At 47.1% G+C, this 20635-nt stretch carries 13 protein-coding genes and 1 pseudogene; 5 read left to right on the top strand and 9 right to left on the bottom strand.

Translation table 11 applies throughout. The features are described from left to right. Positions 1–24: 24 nt before the first annotated feature. The gene (locus AC27G9_RS15870; protein ID WP_487075450.1) at positions 25–567 is read right to left on the bottom strand and encodes a heme NO-binding domain-containing protein; all 543 of its coding nucleotides are present in this window, start codon (positions 565–567) and stop codon (positions 25–27) included. A 121-nt stretch (positions 568–688) separates the two neighbouring features. Further along, entirely contained in the window at positions 689–2992 is a 2304-nt protein-coding gene (gene parC, locus AC27G9_RS15865) for a DNA topoisomerase IV subunit A (RefSeq protein WP_487075449.1), read from the bottom strand. Positions 2993–3254: 262 nt separating this feature from the next. On the opposite strand from parC, the pseudogene AC27G9_RS15860 reads away from it, so the two are divergent. Continuing rightward, positions 3255–6388, top strand: a pseudogene (locus tag AC27G9_RS15860) (hybrid sensor histidine kinase/response regulator). Positions 6389–6401: 13 nt separating this feature from the next. Here the strand turns inward: AC27G9_RS15860 and AC27G9_RS15855 are convergent. The 3 genes from AC27G9_RS15855 to AC27G9_RS15845 form a co-directional block, all read right to left on the bottom strand. After that, positions 6402–7088, bottom strand: a complete 687-nt coding sequence (locus AC27G9_RS15855; RefSeq protein WP_487075448.1) for a DUF2982 domain-containing protein — start codon at positions 7086–7088, stop codon at positions 6402–6404. A 287-nt stretch (positions 7089–7375) separates the two neighbouring features. Continuing rightward, positions 7376–10516 (bottom strand): efflux RND transporter permease subunit, encoded by a 3141-nt coding sequence (locus tag AC27G9_RS15850; RefSeq protein WP_487075447.1) that lies wholly within the window; start codon positions 10514–10516, stop codon positions 7376–7378. Between the two features lie 5 nt (positions 10517–10521). After that, on the bottom strand, positions 10522–11676 hold the full coding sequence (locus tag AC27G9_RS15845; protein ID WP_487075446.1) for an efflux RND transporter periplasmic adaptor subunit: 1155 nt from the start codon (positions 11674–11676) through the stop codon (positions 10522–10524). A 281-nt stretch (positions 11677–11957) separates the two neighbouring features. On the opposite strand from AC27G9_RS15845, the gene AC27G9_RS15840 reads away from it, so the two are divergent. From AC27G9_RS15840 to AC27G9_RS15825, 4 genes are all read left to right on the top strand, one after another. Continuing rightward, positions 11958–12596 carry a TetR/AcrR family transcriptional regulator gene (locus AC27G9_RS15840; RefSeq protein ID WP_487075445.1) on the top strand — a complete coding sequence of 213 codons (639 nt, stop codon included), beginning with the start codon at positions 11958–11960 and terminating at the stop codon, positions 12594–12596. A gap of 80 nt (positions 12597–12676) precedes the next feature. Further along, positions 12677–13702 carry an aspartate carbamoyltransferase gene (locus AC27G9_RS15835; RefSeq protein WP_487075444.1) on the top strand — a complete coding sequence of 342 codons (1026 nt, stop codon included), beginning with the start codon at positions 12677–12679 and terminating at the stop codon, positions 13700–13702. Further along, positions 13695–14975, top strand: coding sequence for a glutamate-1-semialdehyde 2,1-aminomutase (hemL, locus tag AC27G9_RS15830; protein WP_487075443.1), 1281 nt, complete (start codon positions 13695–13697; stop codon positions 14973–14975). The genes AC27G9_RS15835 and hemL overlap by 8 nt, the downstream gene beginning before the upstream one ends. Positions 14976–15009: 34 nt before the next feature. Beyond that, positions 15010–16074, top strand: coding sequence for an adenylate/guanylate cyclase domain-containing protein (locus AC27G9_RS15825; RefSeq protein WP_487075626.1), 1065 nt, complete (start codon positions 15010–15012; stop codon positions 16072–16074). 4 nt (positions 16075–16078) lie between these two features. On the opposite strand, the gene AC27G9_RS15820 is transcribed toward AC27G9_RS15825, so the two are convergent. The 4 genes from AC27G9_RS15820 to glnK all read right to left on the bottom strand — a co-directional run bounded on the left by AC27G9_RS15820 (position 16079) and on the right by glnK (position 20581). Further along, complete coding sequence (locus AC27G9_RS15820; RefSeq protein WP_487075442.1) at positions 16079–17002, bottom strand: Dyp-type peroxidase; 924 nt, start codon at positions 17000–17002, stop codon at positions 16079–16081. A 39-nt stretch (positions 17003–17041) separates the two neighbouring features. Beyond that, complete coding sequence (ggt, locus tag AC27G9_RS15815) at positions 17042–18727, bottom strand: gamma-glutamyltransferase (RefSeq protein ID WP_487075441.1); 1686 nt, start codon at positions 18725–18727, stop codon at positions 17042–17044. 238 nt (positions 18728–18965) lie between these two features. Continuing rightward, complete coding sequence (locus tag AC27G9_RS15810; protein WP_487075440.1) at positions 18966–20210, bottom strand: ammonium transporter; 1245 nt, start codon at positions 20208–20210, stop codon at positions 18966–18968. 32 nt (positions 20211–20242) lie between these two features. Continuing rightward, a complete protein-coding gene (gene glnK / locus AC27G9_RS15805) occupies positions 20243–20581 on the bottom strand; it encodes a P-II family nitrogen regulator (protein WP_012516988.1) in 339 nt (112 codons plus the stop codon). Positions 20582–20635: the final 54 nt, after the last annotated feature.

Genomic DNA, 20635 nt, shown 5'->3' with positions numbered 1-20635 from the left:
TGATGTTACCTAGAGCCTGTTGCTCTATTCATCAATGATTTTTACACTCAACGCATAGGTACCTGGTTTCTCAGCTTTCTCAGTAGAGCGTTCTATCTTGTTATTAAATCTGGCAGCCGCGCCGTCAATTAACCCCTCTGCCAACGCGTACAATTCCCGTTTTGAGGTGTAGAGTAAATCGATATGGCTGTCGCTACTGTCGATGACCTCAAAAGTGGGCAAATCAGCATCGGCATAAAGTTTTCGCACCTGAACGTGAATATCGTCTTCCAACGATTTCAAAATATCAACGACCGAGTACTTATCCGTTGCCACCTGCGGGTGCGCATTGATTAACGTGTTGAACAAGTAGATACCATAGTCGTACAACAGCTCATTTACCGTTTTACCCGTTTTATTGCTGAGGATAGTCAACAAGGTCACCATCTCTTCAAAAGGATAATAACCAACTGCTGTGTATGCGCCTTGATGAGGAAAATCGGCTTCCACCAAGACCTCGTCTGCGAAATCTGGTGACACATTTTCTTCCAACATATCAATGAGTGTAGTGAATACAACACCTAACATAATTCGTCCTTAAGTTTTCGAGATGGACGCGTAAACTGCGCTGGCGTGCCTATTTAAGTGTAGATGAGTTAGTTTGTTAGACAAGTCAACAAAACGCCCACCAAAAGGTGGGCGTTGTAGGCTACTCTGCTGGTGTATCAGGTGAATCCGACACTTGGGTATCAGCCACTGCGGACATTTCGACTTCCACCCCATCTACACGTTGCAAACCTCTGGGGAGCTTGTTACCTCGGCGGCCTCTCTCACCGTGATAATGGGCAAGATCATCAGCACTCAATGTCATCCCCCGTTTACCGGAAATGATTTTCACCGTAGCTTTGTCTGGTACAACTGCAATGACTTTGACGTATTCCTCTCGCGATTGCGCTTTTGCCGATGGAATATTGATCAGTTTGTTCCCTTTACCCTTGCCCAAGCTCGGTAAATCTCTCAGCGGGAACAATAGCATGCGGCCTTCATTTGAAATACACAAACACCAATCAGATTCAATATTTGACACGTTTTGTGGGCCGAGGACTTTGGCACCTGTCGGTAGGCTCAAATACGCCTTACCCGCCTTGTTCTTACTGACCATGTCTTTGAAGGTACCGACGAATCCATAACCTGCATCAGATGCAATCAGGTAACGTCGGTCATCATCGCCCATTAGCACGTGTTCCCACTGCTCACCCGCCACCATATTAAAACGCCCAGTCAAAGGCTCACCTTGGCTTCGAGCTGACGGTAAACTGTGCGCATCACAGGAGAATGCTCGCCCTGATGAATCGAGGAAAACGGCTGGCTGATTACTGCGTCCAGCAGCGCTTGCCAAATAGGCGTCACCAGCTTTGTAGCTCAGTGCCGCAGCATCGATATCATGGCCCTTCGCACAGCGTGCCCAACCTTTTTCTGATACCACAACGGTTACAGCTTCAGACGGTATCAATTCTTTTTCAGACAACGCTTTCGATTCGGCTCTTTCTACGATAGGTGAACGTCGGTCATCACCATAGGTTTCAGCGTCTGCAAGAATTTCTTTCTTGATGAGGGTTTTCATACGACGGTCAGAACCTAGGGTAGTTTGTAGCTGGTCCCGTTCTTTTTCGAGTTCATCTTGCTCGCCGCGAATCTTCATTTCTTCTAACTTGGCAAGGTGACGTAGTTTTAACTCAAGAATGGCCTCTGCTTGTTTGTCGCTTAGACTGAAACGACGCATCAGTTCTGCTTTTGGCTCATCGTGGAAGCGGATGATCTCAATCACTTCATCGATGTTGAGGAAGGCCACCATCAAGCCCTCTAAAATGTGTAGTCTCGCCAGTACTTTATCTAGACGATATTGCAAACGACGAGTGACAGTCTCGCGACGGTACACTAGCCACTCGCTTAGGATGGTTTTCAGATCTTTGACTTGAGGTCTACCGTCTAAGCCAATCATATTGAGATTGACGCGATAGCTCTTTTCGAGGTCCGTTGTAGCGAAAAGGTGCTGCATCAACTGTTCGACGTCAACGCGATTAGAGCGAGGCGTAATGACCAATCTCGTTGGGTTTTCATGGTCGGATTCATCTCTTAAATCACTGACCATTGGCAGCTTTTTCGACTGCATTTGCGCCGCAATTTGCTCGAGCACCTTAGCCCCAGAACACTGATGCGGCAGAGCAGTAATGACCACATCACCGTTTTCTTCTGAGAATACGGCTCGCATTTTAATCGAGCCACGACCCGTCTCGTAAATTTTTTGAATATCAGGACGCGGCGTAATAATTTCCGCTTCTGTTGGGTAATCTGGGCCTTGAACATGTGTTAACAGCTCTGCCATATCACTGCGGCTGTTATCCAGTAACATAGCACACGCGTTTGCAAGTTCTCTCACATTGTGAGGTGGTATATCTGTTGCCATACCAACCGCAATGCCGGTTACACCATTGAGAAGAATATGCGGTAGACGCGCAGGCAAGGTACTAGGTTCTTTCAAAGTGCCATCGAAGTTCGGTACCCAATCTACTGTGCCTTGACCTAGTTCATTGAGTAACACTTCACTGAACTTAGACAATCGCGCTTCGGTATAACGCATCGCCGCGAACGATTTAGGATCATCTGGCGCTCCCCAGTTACCTTGGCCGTCAACCAAAGGATAACGGTAGGAAAAGGGCTGGGCCATTAGCACCATGGCTTCGTAACACGCCGAATCACCGTGAGGGTGGAATTTACCTAATACATCACCGACAGTCCGTGCCGACTTTTTGTATTTCGCCGTCGCACTCAATCCCAAGTCAGACATTGCATAGATGATACGCCGCTGAACCGGCTTCAAACCGTCACCGATGTGAGGTAGTGCTCGGTCCATGATTACGTACATGGAATAGTTGAGGTAGGCTTCTTCAGTGAAACGTCGTAAGGGTAGTTGTTCTACGCCGTCGCGGTTTATCGTTATGTCGTCACTCATAGTTTCTTATAATTCTCGACCTAGTAATCCTATGCTGTACACAGCATCGCGCTCCCCATTCTGTGCTAATCAGGAACGTAACGCAATGCCATTGTGAGCAAATAGATGGGCGCGATAAACAAAACGTGAAGTACCTTGGCCTGGCTGCAGAGGTTGGATGAAAACGAAAAATGTTTATGCGAAAGATTGCATTGATTTGATAACAAAGGTTACAGTTTAACAGTACATTAACTTCAGCCACTTTATTCAGACGCCAGTGACAATGCCACTTTCCAAAATAGTAAGAATGCTTTGCCTAGTTGTATTTACACTTGTTACTGCGCCCAGCTTCGCTCAATCCACGATTCAGCTTTACGACGAAAAGAATACGGTGGATTTATCTGAGCACTTTGCCTACTACTTTGAAGGCAGTAAAACCCTGACTATAGAAGACGTCGTAAAACGTCGGCAACAGTTTCAATGGTACACAGAAGACAACCCCAATTTTGGTTTCCACGAACGTGGCTTGTGGTTAGCCAATAAATTGAGCAATGTCAGTGATGTAGACGAATGGGTATTCAAAATTCCCTTTAGCCAGCTCGACACTGTCGACTTTTATCTGGTATCCGGCGGTAGGGTGTTACTGGAAAGCCATCAAGGCAAATTGCAATCAGACCAGATTCATCGTTATCCAACCTTACGCGCTAACTTACCCGTCGCCACCCCTTTGGAGTTGTATATTCGGGTAGAAAGCCATAGTTCGAGTTTGATCGTGCCTTTGAAAGTCCAGCCAGAGAATCAGTTTGATAAGGAAACGCAATTTGACAGTGTTCTTTGGGGATTGTTTTACGGTGGTCTGATAATACTCGCAGTTTACAACCTTGTTTTATATGTAGGTGTGCGAGAGCCAAGTTTGCTCGCTTATGTCGGCTATATTTCTGCAGTATTGGTGTGGCAGTTTGTGTGGGGCGGCCATATCCAATTGATATTTGACAATGGCCTTCCAGACGCCCTAGTTTCTCATACAGAACTCATCTTCGTGGTCATTGGTATCAGTTCTGGGATTTTCACCGTCACTTTCCTCGAAACCAAAAAAATGCCGTTAGCTCTCATCCCATCGTTATCGGATTACTGATATTACAGGGTATTTTAGGCGCGTCATCGGTATTCGGACTATTGCCACCTGTATGGGAGAACAACCTCATTTATGGCATAGGGATACTCGCTATTTGTAGTTATATCTATGCTGGCTTTGAAGCGTTTCTCAACCACTTCCAACCCGCCCGCTACTTTATTTTCGCTTGGACCATGCTAGCCCTAGGCGCGGTAGTTGGAATGCTCAGTCTCATGGGAGTGTTACCTTCCAACACCTTCACCACATACTGCTTCCAAGTCGGTGTATTTATCGAGTCGGGCTTATTTTCTTTTGCGTTAATGGAGAAGAGCCGCAGTCAACTCGAGTCAGAAGTGGCTCAAGCCACCAATGACTTGCGCAACAATATGGAGTTGATTGAAGAACAAAATGTGCGACTAGATATCGCGCGCAAAGATGCGATTAAAGCCAGTAACGTCAAATCTCAGTTCTTAGCGAATATGTCGCATGAAATTCGCACGCCTCTCAACGCCATCCTAGGTTTTAGCCGGGAATTGAACTCGTTTACTTTACCTGCCGAAAAACAGGAGCAAGTTAGGATTATCAATACTGCGGCGGACAATCTACTTTCCATCGTCAATGACGTGTTAGATTTTTCTAAGATCGAAGCCGGTAAGCTACAGATAAACAACCAACCCTTCTCGCCCAATCAATTGCTGGAAGAGATGGTAACCATGATGTCTAAATCAGCACACTCGAGAGGCCTCGAATTTGTATACAACTTAGGTCCCTTGCCTGAGAAATTGATTGGTGACGTCTTCCGAATAAAGCAGATACTCAACAACCTTTTGAGCAATGCCCTCAAGTTCACGTCGTCGGGCAATATTACGTTGTCGATAGAAGGCCAAGCCCTGCCTCATGGTATTCATGAGATGACTATAAAGGTCGAAGATACGGGAATAGGTATTAGCCGCCAAGACAGAAAAAAGCTGTTTTCAGCCTTTTCTCAAGTTGATGATGCACTTAACAGAAACTACCAAGGCACCGGCTTAGGGTTGGTCATATGTCAGGAGCTGGTAAGGTTAATGCGCGGTACCTTGACCTTAAAAAGTACGCCAGGGGTAGGCAGTTTATTTACCGTAACACTGAAAACGAACCAGCTAAGTCAAAAGTTTGCGCTGACCCCCAACGCCGAGTGGCTGGGCAAGCGAGTCACCTTGTTTGATCCCATCCCTGAGACTCGCCGAGCAAGTGCATCCATGTTGAAACACTTAGGGGCTAATGTCACCTCGGCAGAGTCCACTGACTTTTTATTGCGCCTCGATACCACAGCAGATGTTCTCATTGCTACCGTGCCAGGCAGCCAAAGTGAAAAACGCGATGCCATTCTCGCTGAATTGGTAAAAGTCCCTGCGAAAAAGCGCATACTCATGTACTCAGGTGAAGAGCCGTTCGCTCAATTCCCGACCCTTGCACAACATTTCCATTCACAAGTCAGAATGCCATTAACGCTGTCCAAGATGGATAGTATTCTGCACCACAAAGACCACAGGATGCGCAACCCTGTACAAGAGAAATTGAGTGGGTTACCTCGTGCACGCATTTTGGCAGTGGACGACATGGACATGAACCTGAAACTATTGCGTACTTGGCTAAAAGATTCATCTATCGAATTAACAACGGTATTGAGTGGTACAGAAGCCGTAGAATTGTGTCAAAGCAACGAATACGAACTGATTTTGATGGATGTTCAGATGCCCGTGATGGACGGTTTAAAAGCCTCGAGACTGATTCGTCAATCGCCCCTTAATTTGGGTACGCCTATCATCGCAGTCACCGCCCATGCATTTAAAGAAGAACAAGAACGTCTTTTGGCGTCTGGTATGGATGACTATTTACCTAAGCCGATAGACGTCGAACAATTACTCGACCTTATCAAACGTTGGTGTCAAATTACGGACCCTGAAAAGCTCGCACTGCCATCCTTAGACTGGCAACTTGCTCTCAAGCGTACCAATCACAACGAAGAAGCCACAAAAGAACTGCTTAATGACTTCATCAACCTTTTGCCTCGTTCAATTGAGGCAATCAAAACCGAGTGGGAGAACCGAAACTATGCGGGCCTCCAAGCAGAAGTGCATAAATTGCATGGTGCCAGTTGCTATACTGGCGTACCCAAGCTGCAGGGTTTAGCTGAAGAAATTGAAGGGGCATTAAAACTCGGCCAGCACTTTGTTGTAGCAGAGCAGTTACCATCTTTGATTATCGAGGCTGAAATCATTGTGGCTGAGGGAAGAACTGCACCGGAGTTAGACCCCAGCTAAGCCGCCCAGCCTATCAAGAATTGGCGCGCTGCCGCCTGGCTTGGTCACAATCTTTGAGTAAAGAAACAAACTCACTTGGTGTTCTATCTAGTTCGTTAGACGAGACAAACACATCGTAACCCAACCTCTCGCGAAGCTGATGCATTCGGCTTGCTAGCATCGCTTGTACTCCCGTTAACTGCTTCCCACTTTCCAATTTAAAGCGAGTATCTTCCATGAAATCGTTGCCGTAGCACGTACCCGTGGGGCAATCTTCGAGGTTTTGCATCAATAATGGTCGTTGTTCCATCAACAAATGCGTCGCTAGCCTAGGCGAAATCGTCTGAATAAAATTGTCGTAGTGTTTAAGCCTAAACCCCACGGTTTCCAGCGGAACCATATCCAAACCACGACGGACTTTGGGCATATCAACCCGCTGGATATTGTCCCAGTCAAGTGCCCACTGGCCTCGCCTGTGTTGGTAAATGATGGCATCTGGACGAATTTCCAAACTATGCGCAGGTTCTCTCATCTTAAAGTAGCCAATCAGGATAGTGACTATTGATGCACTCGTTAGAAACACCGTCCCTAAAAACAGCCAGTCTGGCACAAGTGCCAAAGCGAGCAGAGATAAACACAGTGCAACAGTGCCTATCACTAGTGTCGTAATACTATTGCGCTTTGCACTTGCAGTAATGAAGATGGATTCTGTTGAATTCATGTAACCAAATACTCGTGTTTCTCAAAGTTCGGCGGCTTAAGCCCAGAACAGCAGATAAACTCCGCCCATCAACACAGCCCAAATCACGTATAACCGAATACGTTGGCAATATGGGCAGTCGGTCTTCCACCAACTGTTTGATTGACTCTTTTTCATACTGTGTGCATGCCGGATAGATCACAAACCAATAGCAGCAGTATACCAAGTTTTAAACGGAGAATGAGAAGCGCGAGAATAAAAAAAGGTGTGGGCGCTAAACTCAACCCACACCTGAAGCTAAACGGTAATTAAGCAGGTATGCATTCGCCAAAGCGGGCGATTTTTTTGGCGCGTAAACGTGCCAGAGCCGCAACGATGGTTGGCGTAAATATCAAAGACAAGATGACGGAAAAGCCAACGCCACCAGCCAGCACCACCGCGAGAGGCGGCCAGAACGATCCTTCGCTGAACAACAACAATGGAATAAGACCTCCTACCGTCGTAAAGGTAGTGGACAAGATGTGACGACTACAGCTTAATGTCTCGTCGATGATGGCCTGAGTATCACCGAGTTTGGCCTGGGGGTTTGCATTGATTGCAGCAATGACAACGATGGAGCCATTGATTGCAACACCAATTAGACCGGCGCTACCGAGCAGCGGATTGAAGCCTATTGGCAAACCAGACAACCATAAACTGAACATTCCCAACCCAACAGATAGAATCGCTACCATACCGATAACCCCGGCCATGCGAATACTACTGAATGTTAGAATCAAGGTGGTAATCATCATCACCAACAACACTGGTGCATAAGTGCCAAGCTGTCCTAACGCTTGTTTCTGTTCATCGGCGTCACCTGCCATCTTGATCCGATATCCAGGTGGGGCACTAAAACCACTGCTCTGCAAGGCGTCACGTACTGCATTTGACGCATCAACGGCTGGCACACCTGGCAATAAATAGGCTTGAATGCGATTGATACGCTCACCATCTTGGCGTGTAATACCCGATAACGAAGGACGCAATTCGAACTCACTTACCGCGGCCAGTGGCATCCATTGTCCCCCTTCTACCACAGTTGGATTTAACAAAGGAATCGCACCTAATGACGTCAAATTACTTCTAGATTGCTCAGCTAAACGCACTCGAACTGGAATCTCCTCCGTGCTTTCAAGTACTGATCCTCCCGCCAAACCACTGAGATTGACCTGCATTTGGTCAGCCACATCTGACAAACTAAATGCGCCAAGTGAGGTATTGTCACTAGTCGTATCAACAACCAACTCGGGATTCCCCATGGTAATGGATGCGGTTGATTGGGAGATCCCCGGTACCTGAGACATCGCTCGTCTCACTTCCTGACCTAAGCGATCTAACGTTGCCAAATCTGGGCCGATAATATCCACCTCAACAGGGGCATCAATCGGTGGGCCTTGGCCAAATGCTCTTACCACAATTTGCACATTGGGGAATTGGGCTTGGAGCTCAATTTGCAACTTCGCAATCAAACCAGCCGCTTGTTCGACTGTTTCAGTAGATATCACGCCATTAGCAAAATTCGGCGAGTTGTCACGCTTCATGATTTGGTTGTAATACACAGAAGGAGCGGAACCACCAATCAACCATGAAACTTGTTTAATACCGTCATAACTTCTGATCGCTTCATCAATCGCGAGTGTTGTTTGTTGTGTTTGCTTGATACTAGAACCGTCGCCAGTCCATACGTATATTTCAAACTGGTCACGGTCTGCACTGGGGAAGAACACATTGGCCAACTGCGATGACAACACGAACCCACTCAAGCATATTGCAATAACAACCGGCAGCACGAGGATAGGTTTGGTCACCCAAACCGCTAAGTACTTGCGAAAAACCTGGGTAACCGATGGCATTTGAATACCACGAGCGTACCAAGCGTGCTCTGCTGATGTTTCGCCCCGTGGTAAGAACCTCGCAGCTAACGCGCCAATAATGGTGATAGAAATAAACAATGAGCCAATCAAGGCCATCACCACACTAATAGCGATGGGACCAACGAAATCACCAATGTTGCCGTTTAACAAAAAGATAGGCATAAAACCCAAGATGGTGGTCAGCGTAGACGCCAACAATGGAGCAAATAAATGGCGGATACTTTTGGTTAACGCTTGGCCGCGTGTAAGCGCCCGGTCTTGCAAGTTGATGCGAATCTCATCGGTGATAACGATGGCATTATCAATTAACAAACCAATGGCAATGATAATGCCAAAAATCGACATCTGATGAATCTGCTCTGAGAAAAAGCTCAATGAAAACAAGGCAAACGCTGCACATAATGGCAGTGCCAAACCAACAATCCAACTCGCCCGCATGCCCATAAAGACCAAGATAACCGCCATCACGACCAAGCTACCCATCAGCAAGTTCTGCGTAAGTTCTGACAGTCGAGCGTCAGTGTATACGTTTTGCTCGAACACAACTTCGGCATCAACAGTGTTATCAAACAATTGATTAAACTCATCAACCACTTCAATAGCAGACTGCGTCCACTTATCAACGCGTACCGTTGTTTGCATTCTTGCTGCAACAAAGATAACAGGCTCGCCATTGACTAACCCCATGTCCGACTGGGGCTGACGATATCCTCGAGAAACCTGCGCAATATCGCCTAATCGCAAATAAGCGCCTTGTTGGTTAATCAAAGGGATGTTTTGAATCACCGAGAGGTTGTCTAAGGTGTCACCGACTTGAATTCGAATATCATGGGTATCAGTATGTACCACCCCTGCAGGCAATTTTGGGTCCGCCCGCTGGATGATTTGGCTAATTTGTCCCAGTGTGAGCCCGCTTCGCGTTAGCTGACTCGGGTCGATACTGACGTTGATTTCCTCTTCAGGATCACCGTAAATGCGCACCAACTCTGTACCTGGGACATTTCTCAATCTATCTGCCAACTCGTCGGCCAAACGCCCCACCATCGTCATTGGGGTTTGATCTTGAACACTCGGCTTGATACCAATCAGTAATGTAAATGCGGTCGCACCGCGCTTTTCATCGAGCAACGGTGTACCCGCGCCCGCCGGAAATGCCGTTGCAGCATCTGCAATCGAGTCGCGAATTTCACTGAATAATGACTCATTGTTACTGTTGTTCACCCAGTCTTGCATTTCAATTGAGATAACGGAAATGTCAGCGCGAGAGGTCGATTTAATCTCTTTTATCTCGTAAATTTCACGCAATTTGTCTTCGATAACGTCAGTAACCAATGCTTCGACTCTGTCAGCCGATGCACCAGGGTATGGCGTTATTACCAATGCGTTACGCGTATCAATCCTCGGATCTTCCAATCGCGGCAAATTGGACAAGGCTGACAAGCCTGCAACCAATACGATAACAATGCTCAGCGCAAGTAGATGCCCACGTCGATAAAAAGACGTAAACCAGGGTAATTTAGGTGTTGTAGACACTGTGGTTACCCCGCGTTGACATCAGTCGAAGATTTTACGGCTACCACTTGCTGATTGGGCACCAGTCTGTGGGTGCCTGACATCACAACGTAATCCTGCTCACTTAGGGCACCACGGACAAAGGCTTTGTCACCATTGGTGTAAATCACTTCAACACTGCGACTCGACAGCGAATCATCTCCTTCATGGCCCACGACATAAAGTGTCCATAACCCTCGTAGCCCATTGCTCAAGGCAGAGACAGGCACCCAAACACCCCTTTGATCGAATTCTTGCTCGAGCGTCGCGGTAACAATGTCACCGGGTAGCAGTGTTTGAGAGGCATCTCGAACCTCAACCATCACATCAACCGTTCGCGTTTGCAATGCGCGCTGTGGCAACTTAGCGCGAACAATACCCTGATAACGCATTTCGCCTTGCTCTAGAGTTAGCATCTCGCCTACCTGCGTGCGCTTGGCGAGGCTAGACGGCAATGCAAATCGAGCTTCTAGTGAAGAGTTTGCGGTTAATCCAAGCACCGGTTGACCGGCGTTAACTACGGTACCCGTGTCTACGAATCGCCGAGTAATTTGGCCATCGAAAGGGGCTAACAGTTGACTCTTGTCGATTTCGACGCGAATGCGCTCGATTCCCGCTTGAATTTCTGAAACCTGCGCTTGAGTCGCACGCAGCTCGGCGTTGACCTCATCTAAACGCTGGCTAGACTCCAGATTTTGTTTGACCAACGATGCCACGCGTTTAGCCGTCAAATTAGCCAAATTCGCCTGTGCATCGGCCCGTGTCAGGCTTGCCTCCAGTTCGGCTTGTTGAGCTTCGAGTCGACGGGTATCCAAAAGTGCGATGACATCCCCTTTCGCCACTTTATCGCCTTCGTCAACAGTGAACACTGAGACTTGACCACTAAGCTCAAAGCCTACATCAGAGTTTTCTTTGGCTTCGATTATGCCCACCCCTTGTGTCGTTTGAATGTAGCTAGATTCCAAACTGACTTGCATCACTTCCACGGTTTGAGGTGTGGGAGAAATCGCCGCTTGATTAGCACGGCCGACTCCAGCAAAAAACAGCAGTAATACCAGCGAGCAAACAAAGCTAACCGTGAGTAGCCAAAAACGACGGTGAGAGGGCTGAGAAGAAGAGAGCCCAACTGATTCATGCGACATGGTCATATCCAAATTCCGTAAAAAGCCGAAGTTTCTATAGAGCCTGTTGAACCATGGTGTAAACTAGCTTTGCAATGCTGACGCCTTATCGCAAAAAATCGCGCAGCAAGCTGTAAGTTTAACTATTTTGATTCAACAGTCTTTACCATACTCGGCGATCGTAAAAACCGTTCAAAAAGTACAATAAGTGTACAATCACTGAGTATATGCTAGACTATAAATACTGGACTGTACAGTTTAGTAATATAATTTTTAATCGATTTGTGTTGTGAGAAGTAATTTTGACCGAAGTAAAAACCGTTAAAGCAGGCCGCCCCAAAAGCGCTGAAAAGCGCAACCAGATTATGATTGCAGCAAGTGAACTCTTTCTGGAACACGGCTTTACCAACGCGTCGATGGACCAAGTTGCAAAACGTTCTGGCGTATCAAAACAAACGGTTTACTCTCATTTTTCTAACAAAGATGCACTTTTTACGGCAGTAATTGAGTGGAAATGTAACCAGTACCGACTGGCTCCTGATGCATTGCAATCTGCTGAACTTGATTTGCAAGAAAAACTCACCCAAGTTGGCCAGCAGTTCTTGCAATTAATGCAAGATCCACAGGTCAATGCCATGTATACCGTGGTGATTGGCGAGGGTCGAAACAACCCAAGTGTCGCGAGCCTGTTTTACGAAGCGGGACCGAAGCGCGCCATTAGTGTCGCGACTCAACTGATCAAGCACGCTCCTGGGTTAGAGCTCACTGACCATCAAGCAGTGGAATACAGTGTCGACTTTTTCAATTTGCTCAAAGGCGAATTTCATATGAAAAACATGCTCGGTTTAGAAGAAAAGTTAAAGCCCGGCCGTGCAGACGCGTTAGTAGAACATGCCGTAACGAAAATAATGACACTGATCAAAGTCCTGCATAACAGTTAACAAAACAGACTTTTAGCTATAAGCAATGCCAGTAAAACTCTGTTAGACTACGCCCGTCAAAAACATCCGCGAGTTTCTTCATGTCAGAGTTTACTGGTAATCACATCTTGTCGGTCAACCAATTTGACCGCGACGCCATTGAGCGTATTTTTCACGTTGCACATTGTATGGCGCCCTACGCCCAAAGGGAAAGAAGAACAACAGTTCTAGACGGCGCAATTCTAGGAAATCTTTTTTTTGAACCCAGTACCCGTACTCGTGTGAGTTTCGGCACCGCTTTCAACTTATTGGGCGGTGAGGTTCGCGAAACGACTGGCATGGATAACTCCGCCTTAGCAAAGGGCGAATCACTTTACGACACCGCCAGAGTGCTCAGTGGATACTCCGATATCATTGCCATGAGGCATCCGCAGGCAGGCTCGGTTAGTGAGTTTGCCGAAGGTAGCCGCGTTCCAGTTATCAATGGCGGTGACGGTGCAAACGAACACCCAACTCAAGCATTATTAGACCTCTACACCATTAGGCGTGAGTTAGAGCACAAAGGCAAGACGATTGATGGGTTACATATCGCTATGATTGGTGACCTCAAATTTGGTCGAACCGTGCACTCACTGTCGAAATTGCTTTGTCTATACAAGAACGTTAAGTTCACCCTGGTGTCTCCAAAAGAACTTAGCATGCCTGATTACATTATCGACGAGATAGAAAACGCAGGCCATCAATTGGTGATTACTGACCAACTTGAAGGCAACATGGATGCCGACATCTGTTACCAAACTCGAATTCAAGAAGAGCGTTTCCCATCGCAAGAGGAAGCCAACAAATACCGCGGTAAATTCCGCTTAAATCAATCCATCTATACCAGACACTTCCAGTCAAAAACCGTCATCATGCATCCACTGCCACGTGATTCACGTGCGCAGGCAAATGAACTAGACAATGACCTCAATATGAATCCCAATCTCGCTATCTTCCGTCAAACTGACAATGGCGTCCTAGTGAGAATGGCATTGTTTGCACTAACTTTAGGTGTAGAAAATCTAGTTAAGCAATACGAACGTAGTGTGGTGTGGTACACAAATAAGAGTAATGAATCTAATGCATAAGTCAGAACAACTTTTCGCGCGCGCTCAGCAAACTATTCCAGGTGGCGTAAATTCTCCGGTTAGGGCATTTAAAGCCGTTGGCGGGACGCCACGCTTTATTACCAAGGCTGACGGCCCTTACATCGTTGATGCCGATGGCAAGCAATACATTGATTACGTGCAATCATGGGGACCAATGGTGCTTGGTCACAACAATGCGAAGATCCGTGAAGCCGTCATAGCGGCCGCTGCGAATGGCTTGAGCTTTGGTGCACCAACAGAAGCAGAAATCATCATGGCGGAGACGGTTAGCCAATTGGTACCGTCAATGGAAATGGTGCGTATGGTAAATTCGGGCACCGAGGCTACTATGTCGGCGATTCGCCTCGCTCGTGGCTTCACCAACCGCAACAAAATTCTTAAATTTGAGGGATGTTACCACGGCCACGCTGACGCCTTGCTAGTCAAAGCGGGTTCTGGCGCGCTGACGTTGGGCGTACCAAGTTCACCGGGCGTACCAGATGACTATGCTAAACACACGATGACGGTTGAATTCAACAATCTAGACAGTGTGCAAGAGGCTTTTAATGAGCACGGCGATGACATCGCTTGTATTATCGTTGAGCCAGTAGCCGGTAACATGAACTGTATCCCTCCGGTTCCTGGCTTTTTGGAAGGCTTGCGCAAAATTTGTGACGACTTCGGCAGCGTTTTGATTTTTGATGAAGTCATGACTGGGTTCCGCGTTTCCCGCGGTGGCGCACAAGAGCGTTTTAATGTGAAACCCGACCTAACTTGCCTAGGCAAAGTTATCGGTGGTGGCATGCCTGTTGGTGCGTTTGGTGGCAGACGCGATATCCTGACTCACATTGCGCCTACGGGCCCAATCTATCAAGCTGGTACGCTATCAGGTAACCCTGTCGCGATGGCAGCTGGATTGGCTGCACTTGAGCAAATCTCTCAGCCCGGATTGTACGACAGCATTTTCGCGAATACACAAGCGCTAGCCGATGGTTTCCAAGACCTTGCCAATCGGTATGGCATTCCGTTAACGACAAACGTGGCAGGCTCTATGTTTGGTATCTTTTTTACCGATATTGAGCACGTAACCAACTATCAACAAGCAATCAATTGCAATACAAAACAGTTTAACTCGTTCTATCATGGTATGTTGGAACAAGGGGTGTATATGGCGCCTGCGTCTTATGAAGCGGGATTTGTCTCTAAACAGCACGATGAAACTATCATCGCTCAGACGTTAGAAGCGGCAGAGACGGTATTCAAAACCCTATAAATTGTTGAGGAAATAAGCGCGCGTGAGTGAGTTCATGGCCATCATAGTGTTGTCAGTCATTCTGTCTGTGTACAGTTTGGTTGTTACACTGCTGTACGTTCGAGAAAGGCGATCTTCTCGCTTGTCTCGACGGTTGCAACGGGTCGACAAGACAGCTTCGCTCGCGCTGCTTGACACGGACGAGCGCTTCAAAGAGAAAGCCGACGAAGCAATGCGGCTAACACAAACATTTCAAAAGTTTGTCCCTCGCCAATTTGTTGAGCACTTTGCCAAACACGGTACAGTGAACCTCGAGCTCGGTCATGCCGATGAAGACGAAGTGGCCATTTTGTTTTGTGATATTCGCGGCTTTACTGGGTTGTCTGAACAAATGCGGCCTCAGGAATTGATGAACTTTCTCAATTCTTACTTCTTGAGAATGAACGACCCGATTCATCAAAATGGTGGCTTCATTGATAAGTTTATCGGCGATGCCATTATGGCGCTGTTTGATCATCCAGGAGGCTCTCAAGTCCACAAGACTCGCGATGCCCTATCAGCCGCATTGGATTTGAGAAAAGCCATCACCATTTACAATATGCACCGCAGCAACAGCGGTTATGAACCGATTAATATTGGCATCGGCATTCACTACGGCCCAGTTATCATTGGTACTGTGGGCTCAGATGACAGAATGGATACCACGGTTATTGGCGATAGCGTCAACATTGCCTCCCGTTTAGAGGGTTTATCTCCGGTGTATCACGCCGATATTATTATCAGTGCCCAGGTGTTAGAGGCATTGGGCCCAGATTACCCAATACGCACTAAACTTCTCGACTGGGTCAGAGTAAAAGGCCGCAAAGCACCGTTACAAATCTATGAGGTGTTAAGCCACTTACCCGATGCTGAAATTGAACGCAAGCTGGCTACAGAAGTGTACATAAAAGCGGGCATAGAATACCGAATCTCCCGGAATTGGGAGCAAGCAAAAGCGCAGTTCTATCAAGCGTTAACCATCCAACCAGATGATCCTCTTATCGCTCACCACATTAGCGTTTGTGAAAAGTACGAGCACATGAAACTATCCAGCGATTGGGATGGCGCTTTGGCCTTATAAGCCACTACCCTTCGAAGTTTTGATGTTGTTTAATGAAGTTAACGGAGGGCGCAAAGAAGGCGGCCCCGGTTTGTGCACTGGTGAAGTCCAGCCAACGGTCGTAATCGTTGTTACCTGAACCAAATATCTGACTGTGAAGCATGGCCTTGAATGGCTGAGAACTGGAAGCGCAAGAGACAAAGAGCAAACCTTGAGAAGTCATATCCCCATAGGGCATACCTTGTTTCAGTAATTGCGGGTTATCCCCTCCAGGAAATTTCGCCGATGCTCTTACACTGTGAGACCATTCAGATTGTTCGGCACTGGGTAAATTATGTTCACGCGTCATGCCCATCGTTTGCTCTTGCTGCCTTTCAGAAAGGCTAAGCCAGCGTCTTAAATCATGTTGGTATCGCTGGACATGTACATAACTTCCACCTGCGAAATCCGTATCCTGATCACCCACTATTGCGACTTCTCGGCGGTACATCCCCCTTGGGTTGTCAGCCCCATAGACGAAACCATTGAGATCCCGCCCATCGAGATAACGGAAGCCTTTGATCTGTTCCACAAGTTCCACGTGCAAACGCATTAAATCAATCACTTCAAGGCCAATTGCATGGCAAATATCCATGCGGTCAGCGCGAATTTGAATAAAGAGATCTACCGGTGTAACAGGAGCACAGCGGTCTTCACATTGCATATCGGGGAAGGGCTTGAGTTCTAAAGGAATCAAACCGGGATACAATTCGTGCCAATACGAGGTACCAATCGCAATCATGCCGGTTACCATAGCCTCGTAATGCTCATTGTCGTAGTGCTCAAAGATATCTAGGATTCGCGCGAGTTTTGCGCGCACCGCCTCGCAGTCGTCATCGACAACATTTAGCATTAAGTATTGCGCATGTAGATTAGGTTCTGCACACACACCTTTTTGAGGCTGAGACATCGTTTATTATTGTCCTTTTACTCGGCCGATGTAATCTCGTCAGTATCCTGCTGCCTGGCCGTCTTTGCGACTTTCAGATGCACCAAAATACACATTCCGTTTACTATCATAACTGATTGCTTGATACCCACCAAATGAACCAACGTTATCTTGGAGTTTATGACCTCTTTCAATTAGTTCGCGCTTCGTCGACTGAGCGACTCCCGACTCTAGACTAACAAAGCCGCCATCCAACATCATTGCGCCCGTTGGGCTGCTCGAGCCCGAGTGCAAAATACGCGGAGCATCGCCGGCCTCTTGCAAGTTCATACCGAAATCAATCATATTCACAATAATTTGTGCATGCATTTGTGGTTGGGTTCCCCCCCCCATTACGCCAAAGCTTAACCATGGCTTACCATTGCGCGTCACAAATGCTGGAATGATGGTATGAAATGGCCGCTTACCCGGCTTATATTCGTTGGCGTGGCCTTCTTCTAACGTAAAAAGTTCACCCCGATTCTGTAATATAAAGCCGAGTCCCGGCGGTGTCATTCCCGATCCCATCCCACGGAAGTTACTTTGAATCAGTGACACCATGTTGCCATCACTGTCTGCAACCGTCATATAGATGGTATCACCGTGATTAATGCCAGCATCAACGCGTTTTGCGGCTTTTTTAGGGTCAATGAGTTTTTGTCTTTCTCTTGCGTATTCCTTGGAAATCAACCAATCCACTGGCACGTCACTAAACGCCATATCCGCATAAAATTTAGCGCGGTCGGCAAACGCCAGTTTTTTCGCTTCAACGAAGGTATGAATGTAATCAGCGGAGCCAAAGCCCATGCCTTCGATATCATATCCCTCTAATATATTGAGAATTTGCAATGCGGCAATGCCTTGACCATTGGGTGGTAATTCCCATACATCGTAACCGCGATAATTGGCTGATACTGGCACCACCCACTCAGATGTGTGCGAGGCCAAATCTTCGTATGACAAAAAACCGCCTTGCTCTTTGATATAAGCATCTATGGTTCGCGCAATATCACCTTTGTAGAATGCATCTCTTCCACCCGTTGCGATTTTCTCGTATGTCGCCGCCAATGCAGGATTGGTAAAGATGTCACCTTTTCTTGGTACTTTACCATCGGGCAGGTAAATATCGGCAAAGCCGTCGTAGTGCCCAATTCGGTCTGTATTCATCTGCCAGTAATAGGCAATCAACTCACTGACGGGGAAGCCTCGCTTTGCATACTCAATTGCTGGTGTCAGCACGGTTGTCATTGGCAATTTGCCAAAACGTTCATGCAGCATAAACCAGCCATCGACGGCACCGGGAACTGAAACAGGCAATGGCCCAAACGAAGGAATTTTTGTCATCCCCTGGGCGGCGAATTCTGATTTTTCGAGGGATTTGGGTGAGCGGCCCGATGCGTTTAAGCCAACCAAGCTTTGATTTTCTGCATCCCAGACAATGGCATACAAATCACCTCCAATACCGCATCCAGTTGGCTCTACTAACCCCAGCATCGCATTTGCAGCAATCGCGGCATCAACGGCACTGCCGCCGCGTTTTAAGATATCAAGCGCCACTTGTGTCGCCAATGGCTGGCTCGTTGCTGCCATCCCCTGTTGGGCAATAACTTCCGAACGGGTCGCAAATGTATGGCCGGTTATCCTATCGGCGGCAAAAACCGAGATACAAGTGGATAAACCCAAAAACAAACTGGCTAGCTTTTTCATGATGGCTCTCTTCGTTTTTCTTGTTGTGGCCACTTTCCCGCGCAAACGGGGCAAAAGATTTACGCACAAAAACCTAAGGATATTGAAAAAGTATAGATGACAACGCGTTGATACAAAAGCGATTTAAGATGGCCACCAGGGCTTTTGTTTCAGGCAGAAAAAAGCCCCGCAAAAGCGAGGCTAATCGTGGTGAGTCAGGCTTATTATTATTATTTTGTTTGCCTAATCATGAATCCGATTATTTACGGCCGCTTGTAAAGTCAGGGTAAGCTTCTAAGCCACACTCACTCAAGTCAACGCCGTCAAACTCTTCTTCTTCGCTTACACGAACACCCATGATAGCTTTCAGTGCGAACCACACAGCCAAACTAACAACAAATGTCCAACCGAAGATAGTCAATGCACCAATCAACTGACCAGAGATTGAAGAACCATCATTTGTAGCTGGTACAAGTAATAGACCAAGAAGACCTACAGTACCGTGAACAGAGATAGCACCTACTGGATCATCGATTTTTAGCTTGTCTAGAGTAATGATGCTGAATACTACCAAGGCACCGCCAAGCGCACCGAAGAGTGTTGCTTGTAGTGGTGTAGGTGTAGACGGCTCAGCTGTGATTGCTACTAGGCCAGCCAATGCGCCATTTAATGCCATAGTCAGGTCAGCTTTGCCGAACAATACGCGAGCCAATAGCAACGCGGCGATAGTACCACCCGCAGCTGCAGCGTTTGTGTTCATGAATACAACAGCAACGCTGTTTGCACTTTCTACTGTGGCTGTAGCCAATACAGAACCACCGTTGAAACCAAACCAACCCATCCAAAGAATGAATGTACCTAGAGTTGCTAGTGGTAAGTTTGCACCTGGGATGGCGTTAACTTTGCCATCAGCCGTGTACTTGCCTTTACGAGCACCTAGAACTAGTACACCCGCCAATGCTGCTGCAGCACCAGCCATGTGAACGATACCAGAACCAGCAAAATCAGAGAAACCAAGGTCACCTAGCGTATACATACCGAATACCGCTTCGCCGCCCCAAGTCCAACGACCTTCCATTGGGTAGATGAAACCTGTCATGACAACAGCAAAAGCAAGGAATGCCCAAAGCTTCATACGCTCAGCAACTGCACCCGATACGATAGACATTGCTGTTGCAACGAATACCACTTGGAAGAAGAAGTCAGCTGAAGGTGCATACGTTGCAGGCTCTTCTGCACCTGTTGCGCCGTCGCCAGTAATATCTTTTAAGAACCAAGAGAAGTCATCGCCACCGTACATGATGCTATAACCGCAAACCATGTACATGGTACAAGCGATACCAAAAAGCGCGATGTTCTTAGTCAAAATTTCAGTTGTGTTTTTCGCTCGAACTAGACCAGCCTCAAGCATTGCAAAGCCTGCAGCCATCCACATGACAAGCGCACCACAGACTAGGAAATAGAAGGTATCTAATGCATACCCAAGTTCAAATGTGATTTCCATTATTATTTTCTCCGCAAAATTATCAGTCGCGCTTACAACGCGTCGCTGTCAGACTCGCCGGTTCTAATTCGAACGGCATGCTCAAGGTCATAAACAAAAACCTTTCCGTCGCCAATTTTGCCGGTTTTCGCTGCGCCAACGATGGCTTCTACTAAACGCTCTACCTGATCATCCTGAACGGCGATTTCCAATTTCACCTTAGGTAGAAAATCCACTTGATACTCTGCACCACGGTAGAGTTCAGTGTGGCCTTTCTGACGTCCGAAACCTTTCACTTCGGTAACGGTTAGACCGTCGATACCGATTTCTGAAATGGCTTCACGGACATCATCTAGCTTGAAAGGCTTGATGATAGCTGTGACTAGTTTCATGAGTTGCTCCCAGATTTGAATGGATTTATTGCAATTTTGTTTTTATGTATTGTC

This window comes from Alteromonas sp. 5NS40-0096, from assembly GCF_057544385.1.
The sequence above is the reverse complement of the archived record's forward strand: the minus strand, read 5'-3'. Positions and strand labels throughout refer to the sequence as shown.

Bases quoted from the DNA above. Each gene is read 5' to 3' on its own strand.
- AC27G9_RS15810 (WP_487075440.1), bottom strand. From the start codon at position 20,210: ATGGAAATCACATTTGAACTTGGGTATGCATTAGATACCTTCTATTTC.
- ggt (WP_487075441.1), bottom strand. From the start codon at position 18,727: ATGAAAAAGCTAGCCAGTTTGTTTTTGGGTTTATCCACTTGTATCTCG.
- parC (WP_487075449.1), bottom strand. From the start codon at position 2,992: ATGAGTGACGACATAACGATAAACCGCGACGGCGTAGAACAACTACCC.
- AC27G9_RS15825 (WP_487075626.1), top strand. From the start codon at position 15,010: ATGGCCATCATAGTGTTGTCAGTCATTCTGTCTGTGTACAGTTTGGTT.
- AC27G9_RS15845 (WP_487075446.1), bottom strand. From the start codon at position 11,676: ATGTCGCATGAATCAGTTGGGCTCTCTTCTTCTCAGCCCTCTCACCGT.
- glnK (WP_012516988.1), bottom strand. From the start codon at position 20,581: ATGAAACTAGTCACAGCTATCATCAAGCCTTTCAAGCTAGATGATGTC.
- hemL (WP_487075443.1), top strand. From the start codon at position 13,695: ATGCATAAGTCAGAACAACTTTTCGCGCGCGCTCAGCAAACTATTCCA.
- AC27G9_RS15855 (WP_487075448.1), bottom strand. From the start codon at position 7,088: ATGAATTCAACAGAATCCATCTTCATTACTGCAAGTGCAAAGCGCAAT.
- AC27G9_RS15870 (WP_487075450.1), bottom strand. From the start codon at position 567: ATGTTAGGTGTTGTATTCACTACACTCATTGATATGTTGGAAGAAAAT.
- AC27G9_RS15835 (WP_487075444.1), top strand. From the start codon at position 12,677: ATGTCAGAGTTTACTGGTAATCACATCTTGTCGGTCAACCAATTTGAC.
- AC27G9_RS15820 (WP_487075442.1), bottom strand. From the start codon at position 17,002: ATGTCTCAGCCTCAAAAAGGTGTGTGTGCAGAACCTAATCTACATGCG.